General features: G+C 74.0%; 7 protein-coding genes. 6 read left to right on the plus strand and 1 reads right to left on the minus strand.

All coding sequences use genetic code 11. From position 1 onward, the window contains the following. Positions 1-70 precede the first annotated feature (70 nt). The 5 genes from ACFWM7_RS25135 to ACFWM7_RS25155 all read left to right on the plus strand — a co-directional run bounded on the left by ACFWM7_RS25135 (position 71) and on the right by ACFWM7_RS25155 (position 11,409). Positions 71-3,718 carry a hydantoinase B/oxoprolinase family protein gene (locus ACFWM7_RS25135; RefSeq protein WP_383264234.1) on the plus strand — a complete coding sequence of 1,216 codons (3,648 nt, stop codon included), beginning with the start codon at positions 71-73 and terminating at the stop codon, positions 3,716-3,718. Between the two features lie 72 nt (positions 3,719-3,790). Then, a complete protein-coding gene (locus ACFWM7_RS25140) occupies positions 3,791-5,320 on the plus strand; it encodes a hypothetical protein (protein WP_383264236.1) in 1,530 nt (509 codons plus the stop codon). Continuing rightward, positions 5,317-5,439, plus strand: a complete 123-nt coding sequence (locus tag ACFWM7_RS25145) for a hypothetical protein (protein WP_383264239.1) — start codon at positions 5,317-5,319, stop codon at positions 5,437-5,439. Before ACFWM7_RS25140 ends, ACFWM7_RS25145 begins: the two co-directional genes overlap by 4 nt. After that, positions 5,436-6,404: a hypothetical protein gene (locus ACFWM7_RS25150; RefSeq protein WP_383264242.1), complete on the plus strand. Its 969-nt coding sequence runs from the start codon at positions 5,436-5,438 to the stop codon at positions 6,402-6,404. The genes ACFWM7_RS25145 and ACFWM7_RS25150 overlap by 4 nt, the downstream gene beginning before the upstream one ends. A 79-nt stretch (positions 6,405-6,483) precedes the next feature. Beyond that, entirely contained in the window at positions 6,484-11,409 is a 4,926-nt protein-coding gene (locus tag ACFWM7_RS25155) for a hypothetical protein (RefSeq protein ID WP_383264245.1), read from the plus strand. Between the two features lie 28 nt (positions 11,410-11,437). Here the strand turns inward: ACFWM7_RS25155 and ACFWM7_RS25160 are convergent, their stop codons facing one another. Continuing rightward, complete coding sequence (locus ACFWM7_RS25160; protein WP_383264251.1) at positions 11,438-11,791, minus strand: hypothetical protein; 354 nt, start codon at positions 11,789-11,791, stop codon at positions 11,438-11,440. A 566-nt stretch (positions 11,792-12,357) separates the two neighbouring features. Here ACFWM7_RS25160 and ACFWM7_RS25165 point away from each other — a divergent pair. Further along, positions 12,358-14,818: nitrate- and nitrite sensing domain-containing protein (locus ACFWM7_RS25165; protein WP_383264248.1), on the plus strand; the 2,461-nt coding region annotated here is incomplete at its 3' end.

Here is a 14,818-nt window from a genome sequence, read left to right on the forward strand (position 1 = left end):
GGCCCGCGGACTTCTTCCTGCGGCCTCCCGCCCACGGGCACAGACCCGCCCACAGGCACAGAATGGCGCCATGACCGGACGCTGGGAGTTCTGGATCGACCGGGGCGGCACCTTCACCGACATCGTGGGCCGCCGCCCCGACGGCCGGCTGATCACCCGCAAGCTCCTCTCCCACGACCCCGGCCGCTACGACGACGCGGTCGTCGCCGGAATCCGGCTGCTCCTCGGCCTGGAGGCGGACGAACCGGTACCCGCCGACCGGGTCGCCGCCGTCCGGATGGGCACCACCGTCGCCACCAACGCCCTGCTGGAGCGGCGGGGCGAGCCGACGGTCCTGCTGATCACCGAGGGCTTCCGGGACGCGCTGCGCATCGCGTACCAGAACCGGCCCCGCCTCTTCGACCGCCACATCGTCCTCCCCGAGACCGTTCACGAGCGTGTGATCGAGGTCCCCGAACGGATCGACGCCGAAGGCCCCACCGTACGACCCCTGGACCTCGACCCCGTACGCGAACAGCTGCGCGCCGCCCACGCCGACGGGCTGCGCAGCGCCGCCGTCGTCCTGATGCACGGCTACCGCCACCCCGCCCATGAACGGGCCGTCGCCGAGGCGGCCCGGGAGGCCGGCTTCACGCAGATCAGCAGCTCCCACGAGGTCTCCCCGCTGATCAGGCTCGTCCCCCGGGGCGACACCACGGTCGTCGACGCCTACCTCTCACCCGTCCTCGGCCGGTACGTCGACGAGGTCGCCGCCCGCCTCGACGGGATCCGGCTGATGTTCCTCCAGTCCAACGGCGGCCTGCGCGAAGCCGCCCGCTTCCGCGGCAAGGACGCCGTACTCTCCGGACCGGCCGGAGGCGTCGTCGGCATGGTCCGCACCTCGCAGCAGGCCGGCCACGACCGGGTCATCGGCTTCGACATGGGTGGTACCTCCACCGATGTGTCGCACTACGCCGGGGAGTTCGAACGCGAGCTGGGAACCCAGGTCGCCGGGGTCCGGATGCGCGCCCCGATGATGAGCATCCACACCGTCGCGGCCGGCGGCGGCTCCGTCCTGCACTTCGACGGCAGCCGCTACCGCGTCGGCCCCGACTCGGCCGGCGCCGACCCCGGCCCCGCCTGCTACCGCCGGGGCGGCCCCCTCACCGTCACCGACGCCAACGTGATGCTCGGCCGCGTCCAACCGGACCACTTCCCGGCCGTCTTCGGCGCGGACGGCGACCTCCCGCTCGACGCCGGCCTCGTACGCGAGCGGTTCACGGAGCTCGCCGACGAGGTGGGGGACGCCACCGGGCGGCGGCCGGACGAGGCCGAGGTGGCGGCGGGCTTCCTGGAGATCGCCGTGCTCAACATGGCAGGCGCCGTCAAGAAGATCTCCGTGCAGCGCGGCCACGACGTCACCCGCTACGCACTGACCGGCTTCGGCGGCGCGGGCGGCCAGCACGTCTGCGCGGTCGCCGACGCCCTGGGCATCGACACCGTCCTCGTACCCCCGCTCGCCGGGGTGCTCTCCGCGTACGGCATCGGCCTGGCCGACGCCACCGCGATGCGCGAGCAGTCGGTGGAGGAGGAGCTCGACGCGGCCTGCCGGGAGCGGGTGGAGCGGCTCTGCGCCGAGCTGGGCGACCGTACCCGCGAAGCCCTGCGCGCCGACGGAGTGCCGGACTCCGCGATCACCACCCGGGCCCGCGTCCTGGTGCGGTACGCCGGGACGGACGCGGCGCTGCCGGTGGACCTGGACACGGAGGGGGCCATGGCCGAGGCGTTCGCGGCCGCCCACCGGGCCCGGTTCGGCTTCACCATGGACAAGCCGGTTGTCGTTGAGACGGTCTCGGTGGAAGCCACCGGCGCCACCGGGGCGACAACCACCAGGGCCACTGACGACACCGCGCCCGCCGACGACGGCGCGCCCGCCACCGACCCAGGCCCTGATGCAGGCCCCGATGGCGCCCCACCGGCCCCGGCCGACACCGTGGACCTGTACGCCGAGGGGCGGTGGCAGCGCGCCCCGCTCCACCGGCGGGCGGACCTACGCCCCGCCGACGCCGTGACCGGGCCCGCCGTCGTCGCCGAGGACGACGCCACCACCGTCGTCGACCCGGGCTGGAGGGCCGAGACCGCCTCCACCGGACATCTTGTCCTCACCCGCAGCACCCCCCGCCCCGTACGCACCGCCGTCGGCACCCGGGTGGATCCGGTGATGCTGGAGGTCTTCAACAACCTCTTCATGTCCATCGCCGAGCAGATGGGCGTCCGCCTGGAGAACACCGCCCACTCGGTCAACATCAAGGAACGCCTCGACTTCTCCTGCGCCCTGTTCGACGCCGAGGGCAACCTGATCGCCAACGCCCCGCACATCCCGGTCCATCTCGGCTCCATGGGGGAGTCCATCAAGGAGGTGCTCCGGCGCAACGAGGGGAACCTGCGCCCCGGCGACGTGTACGCCGTCAACGACCCGTACCACGGCGGCACCCACCTGCCCGATGTCACCGTGGTGACCCCCGTGTTCGACGAGGGGAAGCTCCGGTTCCTGGTCGCCTCGCGCGGCCACCACGCCGAGATCGGCGGCATCACCCCCGGCTCCATGCCCGCCTTCAGCCGGACGATCCACGAGGAGGGCGTGCTCTTCGACAACTGGCTGCTCGTCCGCGACGGCCGGCTGCGCGAGGAGGAGACCCGCGACCTGCTCGCCTCCGCGCCCCACCCCTCCCGCTCCCCGGACACCAACCTCGCCGACCTGCGCGCCCAGATCGCCGCCAACGAGAAGGGCATCGCCGAACTGCGGCGCATGACCGACCAGTTCGGCGCCGACGTCGTGGACGCCTACATGGGGCACGTCCAGGACAACGCCGACGAGTCCGTACGCCGTATCGTCGCCGGACTGGACGACGGCCACTGCCGCTACGAGACCGACGGCGGAGCCGTGATCGAGGTCCGCCTCACCGTGGACCGGGACGCCCGCAGCGCCCACCTCGACTTCACCGGCACCTCGCCCCAGCTGCCCGGCAACGCCAACGCGCCCCGGTCCGTCGTCATGGCCGCCGTCCTCTACGTCTTCCGCACCCTGGTCGGAGAGGACATCCCGCTCAACAGCGGCTGCCTCAAACCCCTGGACGTGACCATTCCGCCCGGCTGCATGCTCGACCCCGCCTACCCGGCCGCGACCGTCGCGGGCAACGTGGAGACCTCCCAGGCGGTGACCGGAGCGCTCTACGGGGCGATCGGCGGCCAGGGCGAGGGCTCGGGCACGATGAACAACCTCACCTTCGGCAACGAGCACGTCCAGTATTACGAGACGGTCGCCAGCGGCTCCGGAGCGGGCGACGGCTTCGACGGCGCCGACGCCGTCCAGACCCATATGACCAACTCCCGCCTCACCGACCCCGAGATCCTGGAATGGCGGCTGCCGGTCCGCCTGGAGTCCTTCGCCGTACGGGAGGACAGCGGGGGAGCCGGGCGGTGGCACGGCGGCCACGGCGTCGAGCGCCGCATCCGCTTCCTGGAACCCGTCACGATCGCCCTCCTCTCCGGACACCGCCGCGTCCCGCCGTACGGAGCGGGCGGCGGCGAGCCGGGAGCGCTGGGGGAGCAGCACATCGAGCGGGCGGGCGGCGAAGTGGTCCCGCTGAAGGGCTGCGACACCGCCGAACTGAAGGCCGGAGACGTGCTCGTGGTGCGCACACCGGGCGGCGGGGGATACGGCCCCGCAGGGTCGTAGCCTCCCCGTACGGCACCGGTCGCATAAACGCCGTTTCGACCGTTGTCAGTGCGAGGACCTAATCTGTCCCACGTGACTTCGCCTGCCAACACGGACACCGCTGCGCCGCAGCTCAGCGCGGGGCCGCGGCCTGCCCCGGGCCCCGCCGCGGACGAGGGGCTCTCGCGGCGGCTGCGCGCGCTCGCGTGCACGGCGCCGCTGCACGACCTGGACGTCCGCAAGGCGAATCTGGCCGGCGAGTACACGGTGTACGCCATGGCGGAGGTCGCCCTCGCCGCGATCGACCACGTCACGCTCAACATGGACTTCGACACCGGGGCCGACCACGACCAGATAGTGGCCAGACTGCTGCCCCGGGTCGGCGCCCAGGCCCCCGACCGCCCCGTCGCCGAGCACGAACGGGTCGCCCGCTGGGTCCTGGAGAACCTGATCAACGTCGGCAGCGTCGACCGCGGCTTCCGCGCGGTCTACGGCACCTTCAACACCGACGGGGTCTACGTCCGCCGCGACTACGACTTCAAGCTCATCGAAGAGGTCCCCGGCTACGGCGGCACGGTCTACCTCCGCGCCACCGACGAAGCGGTCAACGTCCTGGTCGGCGCGCTGGACACCGATGTCACCAGCGCCCAGATCGCCGCCGAGGTCAAGCTGGAGGTCCTGATCAGCCGGGGCCGCCTCGCCGACGCCCAGCTCGCCGCCGAACAGGCCCGCTACCGCACCGTGCAGTACGCCGAGACCCTGCGCCGCACCCTGGAGGCCACCCGGCGCAACGTCCGCGCCGTCGACTGGCTCCACACCGTCCCGGACATGATCGCCGAGGCCCTCGACCACGTGGCCGACCGCTACCGCCACGAGAACGCGATCCTCACCAACATCCGCAAGGCGCGCGACGAGGCCGAGGACCCCGAGCACAAGCGCCGGGCCGCCGAGCTCGTCGACATCGTCAAGGACTGCATCCGCCGCCACACCCAGCTCCAGTCCCGGCTGCTGGAAGCGGGCCCCCTCTTCCGCGCCGAGCAGGACCGGCAGGCTTTCGCCCCGCCCGCCCCCCACGCGGGCCTCGATCTGTACGGGCAGCTCCTCGCCCCGCTCCTCCCGCTCCCCGTCGAGCAGTGCACCCGGGCCACCGACGCGTTCTTCGCCCACGGCACCGGACTGCGCACCCCCACCTCCGTACGGGTCGGGGACCTGGTCGACCTGCTGCTCACCCCGCCGCTGGAGCGCGAGCACCTGGGCGCGGAGATGCCCGAGCCCGATCTGATCGCCACCCCCGACGACAGCCGGTTCAGCGAGGAGCAGCTCGCCCGCGCCATGACCCTGCTCGACCTGGAGCACGACGCCCCGCGCCGGCTCTCCGGACTGCTCGCCGAGGCCCGCCGCACCGGAGACAGCGACCTGCCGTACCTGGTCGCCCTGCTCGCCGTCCACGCCGCCAGCCCGCCGGTCGGCACCGCCTACCGGCAGGGCGAGCGGCGCCTGCTCTTCGCCGTGGACGACGGAGCGGAGCTGGACGACCCGGAGTTCGGCGGCGCCGACCTCATCGTGGGCACCGCGTTGCTGGACGCGGTCGGCATGGCCGCCGACCGCAAGGAGGCGTCATGACCGGCCCCACGCCACCCACCATGACCGGCCCGGCGCCATCCGCCGCCTCTCCCGTCGCAGTCGGCCCCGCCCTCCTTCCGCACCCGCACCACATCCGTACCGAGGAGTCCCAGCCGTGAGCGACCACGACGCCGAGCACCCCGACGCGTGGACCGAGCCCTCCGCGCACGCAGGCCCCTCCGCGCACGCAGGCCCCTCCACGACGTACGCGGCCGACTCCGGGCACACCTCTGCGCACGCCGCCGAGCCCGCCGGACAGACCCCCGTCACCCCGGCCGACGCCGCCGACGCGGCCCGGCTGGTCTCCTTCGGGCTCCAGCCCAAGCTGCTGCCCGCCCGCGACGCCGAGTACGCCGACCTGCTGCGGCGCTACCGCGAGGAGAGCGCCTTCGCCCGGCTCGCCGACGCCGTCGCCACCGGCCTCGGCCTCATCGTCCTGGAGGTCTCCCCGCGCGCCGGGATGGCCGTGACCGCCGGCGAGGACTCCGTCTTCGCCGTCCGCATGGGCGACTACGCCCGCCGCGCCTCCTCCGACTCCGCCGACCGCTTCCTGCACGGCCTCGCCCACCTCGCCGTCGCCGCCCTGGCCTTCCCCCGCCCCGAGGACCTCGCCGACGACGCGTACATCGGCCGCATCACGGTCAACGGCGTCGACGCCTTCGTACGCCAGGCCTGCCGGCGGCTGGAGGAGCGCGCCGAGGAGCAGGGAGACAACACCGACCCGGCCAGCGACGCCCCCGGCCTCGAAGCCGGCTGGCGGATCTACGCCCGCCGCAGCGCCACCGGCGCCACCAAGGACGCCCGCCGGCTCGCCGGATCCACCACCGGCATCATCGGCAAGGCCGTCGCCTTCCTCACCGACTCCGGCTTCCTCCAGCGCACCGGCGACGACGCGGGCGGCGCCTACCGCACCACCGCCCGCTACCAGCTCCAGGTCCGCGACCTGGCGGGCAGCGCCGCCATGGCCGAACTGCTGGAGCTCGGCGTCGTTTCCGTCACCGACGGCTCCGCCACCCTGCTGCCGCCGCCCGACCCCGACAGCGTGGAGCTGGCCGCCGACGCGGGCCTGCCCTTCCACTCCTGACCCGACCGACCCGTTCCCGCCCAGCCCGCACAACCCCGCCGCTCCACCCCCGCTCACCGAACGACGAGAGTCCGCCGCCATGTACGAGTTGTCCCGGGTCCGCCTCTACTCCATCGGGCCTGCCGGTGCGCGCTACGCCGACACCGTCCTCGACCTGCGCGGCGTCGGCGCACCCGTCCCCAGCCCCGCCCCGGCCCAGGCGGAGTTCTTCGAGGACGAGCCGGTCGGCCCGCCCCGCCGCCCCGCCCCTGCGGGCGTCCTCTTCCTGGAGAACGGCGGCGGCAAGTCCGTCCTGCTCAAGCTGATCTTCTCGGTGATGCTCCCCGGCCACCGCAACACCCTCGGCGGCGCCAGCTCCGGCGTGCTGCGCAAGTTCCTCCTCGCCGACGACTGCGGACACGTCGCCCTGGAGTGGCAGCACACCCTCACCGGTGAGTGCGTCGTCGTCGGCAAGGTCAGCGAGTGGCGGGGCCGCCAGGTCTCGGGCGACCCGCGCAAGTTCGCCGAGGCCTGGTATTCGTTCCGGCCCGGCCCCGGCCTCAGCCTGGACAGCCTGCCCGTCGCCGAGTCCTCCGCCGTGGGCCGCCCCGCCGAGGGCGTCTCCGGGGCGCGCGGCAGGCGGCGCACCATGAAGGGCTTCCGCGACGCGCTGACGGACGCGGGCAAGTTCTACGCGCACCTCGACGTGCACTGGGAAGAGATCCACGACCGCTGGAACGAGCACCTCGGCGACCTCGGACTCGACCCCGAACTCTTCCGCTACCAGCGCGAGATGAACGCCGACGAGGGCGAGGCCGCCGGCCTCTTCGCGGTGAAGAAGGACTCCGACTTCACCGACCTCCTCCTCCGCGCGGTCACCGACACCCGCGACACCGACGGACTCGCCGACCTCGTCAGCGGCTTCGGCAACAAGCTGGGCCGCCGCGCCGAGCTGACCGCCGAACGCGACTTCACCGCCGGCTCCGTGGACCTCCTCGGCCGGATCGTCGAGGCCACCGACACCCGCGCCCGGGCCCGCGACATCCACGCCGGGGCCGAACGCCGCACCCGCACCCTCGCCCGCCGCCTCGCCGCCCGCGCCGCCGAGGAACGCGGCCGCACCGCCGAGCTGGCCGAACGCGTCACCGCCGCCGCCCACACCGTCACCGAAGCGGAGTCCACCCGGGGCAGCCGCTCCCTGATCGCCGCCGAACTGGCCTACCGGCACGCCTCGCTGGCCCTGACGGCAGCCGAGAAGAGCGCCGCCGCCGGACGCAAGGAGCTGGTCGAGGCCCGCACCCTGCACGCCGCCTGGCAGGCCGCCGAAGCCGTCCTGCGCCACCGTGCCGCCGCCGACCGCTCGGCCAGGGTCGCCGTCGCCATCCGCGAGGCCGAACGCGACGCAGCTCCCGCCCTCGCCGCCCGTTCCGCCGCCGCCACCGACCTCGTCCGCGCCCTGCACAAGGCCGCCGAGGAAGGCGAACGCCTCGCCAACGAGGAGGAAGAGCGCTCCGACACCCTCCAGGACACCGGCGAACGCGCCCACCGCGACGCCACGGTCGCCGCCACCGAGGCCCAGCGCGCCCGCAGCGAGGCCGGACACCTGCGCCAGCGCCTCGCCGAGGTCGGCCAGGAGACCGCCGAAGCCGTCCGGGCCGGCTGGCTCGACGACACCGCGCCCGACGCCGACCCCGCCCGGGCCGCTCTCGCCGCCAGCGACGCCGAACAGTCCGCCGTAGCCGCCTGGGACACCGCCCGCGAAGCCGCCCGCTCCGCCGCCGACACCGCCCGCGAGGCAGCCGCAGCCGAGAGCCGCGCCGAACTGGCCGCCGCCCGCGCCGCCGACGGCGCCAAGGCCGCCGAGCGGAGCTACGAGGACGAGCTCCGCGCCGCCGCGTCCATCGCCGCCGACCCCCGCCTCGCGGACCTGCTCGGCCTGCCATCGGGCACCGGCGTCCCGCACCCCCGCCGGGAAACCGGTGACGAGACGTCAGGGACTGCCCAGGGCACCACCGCGCGCACCGGCCCGGGGAACGGCGACGACGGTACGCCCGGGGCCACTGCCTCTGCCACCGACCCGGCCACCGCCGCCGGACCGGCCGCCGACCGCGCCATCGCCCTCGCCGACCAGCCCGCCACCGCCCAGCAGCCCCTGACCGCCGAAGAGTTCGACCGCTGCGCCGACGAGCTGCGCGACCTCCTCGACCAGTCCGTCGCCGCCGCCGAGCGCCGCCTCTTCGACCTGCGTACCGCCGCCGCCGACGACGCCCGCATCCTCGGCGCCCTCGGCGAGGGCGGGCTGCTGCCGCCCGGCCCCGACGTGCTGGCCACCGTCGAGTATCTCGGCGAGCACGGCATCCCCGCCCTGCCCGGCTGGCGCTACCTCGCGCAGGCCGTCGACCCGGCCGACCACGCCGCCGTCCTCGCCGCCCGCCCCGAGCTGGTCGACGGCGTCGTCATCACCGACCCCGACGCCCACACCCGCGCCCGCGAAGTCCTCGCCGGCGCCGCCCTGCTGCCGCGCTCGGCCGTCGCCGTCGGCACCGCCGCCGCACTCCTCGCGCCCGTCCCGGCCCCCGGTACCGGCTCCGTGGCCCAGAGCGACGGCGTCTTCCTCGTCCCGCCGAACCCGGCTATGCACGACGAACACGCCGCCGACGAGGAACGCCACGCGCTGCGCAGCCGCGCCGCCGCCCGCGACGAGGACATCAGGACGCTCGCCGCCCGCCTCTCCGGAGACCGTGCCCTCGCCTCCCGCATCGGCTCCTGGCGCGCCGACTGCCCGCCCGGCATGCTCGCCGAACTGGCCGAGGCCGCCGCCACCGCCCGTACGGCCGCCGAGAGCGCCGAAGCCGTCCTCGCCGAGGCCCGCACCGCCCGTGCCGAGGCCGACGAAGCCGCCGCCGACACCGCCCGGGTCCGCGACGAACGCCAGGAGGCCGCCCAGCGGGCCCGCCGCGTCGCCGACGCCCTGGCAGGCCTCGCCCACCGGCTGCGGGAGCGCTCCGGCTGGCAGGCCCGCCTGCGCGAACTGGTCGACGAGGCCGCCGAGTCCGAGGCCCGCGCCGCCGTCTGCCTCGACCTCGCCCGCGCCGCCGACGAGGACCGCCGCGCCGCCCAGCGCGCCGGGGACGACGCCCGCCGCACCGCCCGCGCGCTGCGGGCCGAGCGCGCCGAGATCGCCGGCGTCCCCGAAGTCCTCCCCGAGGAGGACGAGTCGAAGGCCCGCACCGCCCTGCCCACCCTGCGCGAGGCCTACCGGGCCGCCTCCCAGCTGTACGAGAAGGTCGGCGTCGGCGCCGACCTGCGCGCCGAACAGGCCCGCGCCGAGAGCGACGAGAGCGCCGCCCTCGCCGAGCTGGACCGCCTCACCAACAAGGTCCGCACCCGCGCCGCCCAGCTCCTGGAGGGCACCGACGGAGCCGATGGCCCGTCCCGCCAGGCAGCCGCCGCCCGCGCCGAAGCACACGTCCAGCTCCTGGAGACCCGCGCCTCCACCGCCAGCGAGCACCTGGGACGGCTGCGCGGCGAGGCCGAACGGCTCGCCCCCGACGACGAGCGTGAGCACCACACCGAACTGCCCGACGACCTGGCCCCGGCCGACGCCGAAGGCGCCCAGGCCCTGCTGCGTACCGCCACCGCCGGCCTGGCCGACGCCACCGCAGCCCTGGACACCGCCCGCGCCGCCCACAGCGAGCTGCTGCGCGCCCACCGCACCGCCGAGGACTCCGCCGGCGGCTTCGACGAGACCGCGGCCCTGCTGCGGGACCTTCTGCGCGACCACGGCGCGGAGGAGGGGACCGAGGACCCCGACCCGTACCCCGGCAGCCTGGAGGAGGCCCGCCAGTCCGCCGCCGAGTCCCGCCGCTCCCTGCGCGGCTGCAACGCCGACCTCTCGGCCGCCGAGAGCGCCGTCCGGGAAGCGAGCGACATCCTCGTCCGGCACGCCAACTCCACCCGGTACGAACAGGTCCGCACCCCCGCCCGCCAGCAGATCCGCGAGCTGCCTGCCTCCGCACTGCCCGAGCACGCCCAGAAGTGGGCCGACGCCTTCGCCCCCCGTCTCCGCGTCCTCACCGACGAACTGATCCAGCTCGAACGCAACCGCGACTCCATCGTCGACCGGCTGCGCGGACTGGTCGAGTCGGCGCTCACCACCCTGCGCTCCGCCCAGCGGCTCTCCCAGCTCCCCGAAGGACTGGGGGAGTGGTCGGGGCAGGAATTCCTCCGGATCCGCTTCGAGGAGCCCGACCAGGCCACCCTCACCGAGCGTCTCGGCGAGGTCATCGACGAGGCCACCCACGCCGCCCTCAAGAAGAACTCCGACCTGCGCCGGGATGGCATGTCCCTGCTGCTGAGGGGCGTCGAGGCGGCACTGCGGCCCAAGGGCATCGCGGTGGAGATCCTGAAGCCGGACGCCGTGCTGCGCGCCGAGCGCGTCCCGGTCGGGCAGATGGGCGACGTCTTCTCCGGCGGCCAGCTGCTCACCGCCGCCATCGCCCTCTACTGCACGATGGCGGCCCTGCGCAGCAACGACCGGGGCCGCGACCGCCACCGGCACGCGGGCACCCTGTTCCTCGACAACCCGATCGGCCGCGCCAACGCCACGTATCTGCTGGAGCTCCAGCGGGCGGTGTCGGACGCGCTGGGCGTGCAACTGCTCTACACGACCGGCCTGTTCGACACGACCGCGCTCGCCGAATTCCCCCTCGTCATCCGGCTGCGCAACGACGCCGACCTGAGGGCGGGGCTCAAATACATCAGCGTGGAAGAGCATCTGCGCCCCGGCCTGCCGCAGCAGGACCCGGACGGAGAGACGGTCCACGGCGAGATCACGGCGACCCGCATGTTCAAGCGGAGCGAACGAAGCGAACCGAGCGAACCGAGTGAACGAAGCGAACCGAGCGGCCGTGGCGAACCGAGCGGACAGAGCGGACAGAGCGAACCGAGCGGACAGAGCGGACAGAGCGGACAGAGCGAGCAGACCACCACCGAGCCTCCTGCCGCCCCGGAGCCCGAGGCGTAACCGGCCAACTGGCCGACCGGCCGCCCCGTCAGGCCCGGGAGAGGTCGCCGGTGCTCCGGCGGCCGCCTATGGCCCCGCCCGTGCCGTCCCGCTTGGCCGCCCGCTCGGCCCGGCGGGACCGGCGCCGCTCACGACGTATCTGACGGGCCGAACTGCTCGGCACGGACACCACGCCGTTGCGCTGGTTCCACACCTGCCGGGTCACCCAGACGTCCAGGACCGCCCAGGTGGCGACCACCGTGCTGGCCACACTGCTGAGCACCATCGGGAAGGCCAGCCAGGAGCCGGTCAACGTGCTCAGGAAGGCGACCATCGCCTGGATGATGGTCAGCGACATGATCAGAACGGCGCGCACCGCGGCCGTCCGCACCGCATCGGGCATCCGCCGCTTCGAGGCCGGCTCCTCCACCCACAACTGCCGCGGCACCCGTGCCCCGTCCGCGGCTTCCGTCCGCGCGGCCGCCGATGCTTCGGCGCTCCCGCGTTCCTGCGTACTCAAGGCCTTCAACTCCCCACCACTGTCCGACTTCAGGGTGGCTGCCCGGCTTGCGCCGGTTCTACGCGGGCGGAACACGTCCGTCCTGCCGCGCACGACCCCACCGTGCGTCTACCCCGTACATATGGACGAACCACTCGTCCCGAAGATTCCCCCGAAAAAGCACGCGCAGGGCACAGAAGGTCACGGAGCGAAGAATTCCAGCCAACTGATACGTGCCGGTGCCGAGGAGTCCGGCCGGTGTCCTCTGTCGCTTTCGCGAATTTCATCTCCGGGAATACCGGGACGACTCATGATCAAGTGCGGGGTGGACGGCTGAAAATCATCCGGACGTGTCTTCGAGTTGTCTCTGTGTCAGTAGTAGGCTCGCGCCGTTTATTGACGGAGAAGACAACCCGCGCGCCCACCGTGCGGGGCGACCCCCGCGGTGCGGGGCCGATCTGGGGGAGGCCATGCGCTTTCGCGGGAAGTCCATCCGCAGGAAGATCGTGGCGTTGCTGCTGGTGCCGCTCGTCTCCCTCACGGGCCTCTGGGTCTTCGCCACCTACATCACCGGCCGTCAGGCCGATGACCTGATGAGCGCCGGATCCATCGTGGAGAAGGTCGGCCACCCCCTGGAGGACGCCGTCCGCGCCGTCCAGGACGAGCGACGGCAGACCCTGGTCTTCCTCGCCGACCCCCGGGCCTCCGACGCGCTCCCCGTCCTCATGGGCCAACGCGCCGCCACCGACCGCATCGTGGGCGAGGTCAGGGAGAACGCCCGGGCACAGGACGTCCGCGAAGCGCTGAGCGCCGCCGACAACAGCCGTCTGGACGCGATCCTGAGCGCCGTCGACGGGCTGGAGGCCCTGCGCGAATCGGTCGAGAAGCGCACCATCAGCCGGGCGAAGGCCCTGGACTTCTACAACGGCCTCGTCGACCCCTCGTACCGCTTCCTCAACGGACTCCACACCCTGGAGAACGTGTCGATGGACAAGCAGATGCGGGCCCTGGTCGGCGTCTCCCGGGCCCGGGAGACGCTCTCGCGCGAGGACGCGCTGATCGCCTCCGGCCTCATCGCCGGCCGCTTCACCACCGCCGAACTGCGCCAGATATCCGGCCTCGTGGCGCAGCGCGAGCTGCTCTACGAGGTCAACCTGGAGAACCTGCCCGCCGATGAACGCCGACGCGTCGAGCAGTTCTGGGGCAGCCCCGACACCGAACCGCTGCGCACCGCCGAGGACGCCCTGATCGCCGCCGGACCGGCGAAGCTCCCCGGCGCCGTCGACGCCGCCCGCTGGGAGGAGGCGGCCGTGCCCGTCCTCGACCGGCTGGCCGGCGACTCCACGGAGATGGGCAACCGGTTCCAGGACCGCGCCGAGCCCGCCGCCTACCGGGTTCTCGCCCAGGCCGGGATCGCCGGAGTCCTCGGCTTCCTGGCCCTGATCGTCTCGATCTTCGTCTCCGTACGCGTCGGCCGTGAACTCGTCCGTGACCTCTCCCGGCTGCGCAAGGACGCCCACGAGGTGTCCGGCGTCCGGCTGCCGAGCGTGATGCGCCGGCTGGCCGCGGGCGAACAGGTGGACGTCGAGACCGAGGCCCCGCACCTCAGTTACGAGCCCGACGAGATCGGGCAGGTCGGGCAGGCGCTCAACACGCTTCAGCGGGCCGCCGTCGAGGCCGCGGTCAAGCAGGCGGACATGCGGCGCGGCGTCTCCGAGGTCTTCGTCAACCTCGCGCGCCGCAACCAGGTCCTCCTGCACCGCCAGCTCACGCTGCTGGACGCGATGGAGCGCCGCACCGAGGACAGCGACGAACTGGCCGACCTGTTCCGCCTCGATCACCTCACCACCCGTATGCGGCGGCACGCCGAGGGGCTCGTGATCCTCTCCGGCGCGGCCCCCTCCCGCCAGTGGCGCAAGCCCATCCAGCTGATGGACGTGGTGCGGGCCGCCGTCGCCGAGGTCGAGGACTACGAACGCATCGAGGTCCGGCGCCTCGCCCGGATCGGTGTCGGCGGACCCGCCGTGGCCGACCTCACCCACCTGATCGCCGAACTCCTGGAGAACGCCACCGTCTTCTCGCCCCCGCACACCGCGGTCCAGGTGCACGGCGAACGCGTCTCCAACGGCTTCACGCTCGAAATCCACGACCGCGGCCTCGGCATGGCCCCCGAGGTCCTCCTCGACGCCAACCTGCGCCTCGCCGAGACCCCCGACTTCGAGCTCTCCGACACTGACCGGCTGGGCCTGTTCGTCGTCAGCCGGCTCGCCCAGCGCCAGAACGTCCGGGTCTCCCTCCAGAAATCGCCGTACGGAGGCACCACCGCGATCGTCTTCATCCCGGCCGCCCTCCTCACCGACGCCCCCGACACCCACGGCACCGGGTTCCGCCTCGACCGCCGGGCCGAGCGGGCGATCGGTAGCGGCCGGGGCTCCGAGGCGGCCCAGGGCGCGCAGAGCACGGCCACGGGCGGGGAGCGCCGCGTCAACGGCAGGTCCGCGGTCCTGTCGCCGGTGCCCACCGGGCTCACCGGACCGGGCGTCCTGGACGGGCCGGTCGAGCTGGAGGCCCCGGTCGGCCCGCTGGACCTCACCGGCGACCCGCTGGACCGTACGCCGGACCCGGCTCTGGACCCGGCCCTCGGCCCCGTCCTGGACGGCGTGTCCGACCTGGAGGACACCGAGAGCGAGCGCGGTGGCATCTTCCGCGCCCGGGACCTGCGCCGCGAGGGCGACCGCGAGCCCCGCGGCGACCGGCCCGGCGGCCCCCGCCGGGACGCCGACCGGGAGCAGCATCAGCAGGCCCGCGACCACGGCGACGAGTCCTCGGCGGAGGTCCGCCCGATGCGCCCCGCCGGGCCCGTACCGCTGCCCCGCCGTACCCCGCCGACGCTGGTCACCGACCGGGGCCGCCGGGTCGACGGCCCGGGCG

Source organism: Streptomyces sp. NPDC058375 (assembly GCF_042723425.1).
GTDB lineage: Bacteria > Actinomycetota > Actinomycetes > Streptomycetales > Streptomycetaceae > Streptomyces > Streptomyces durocortorensis.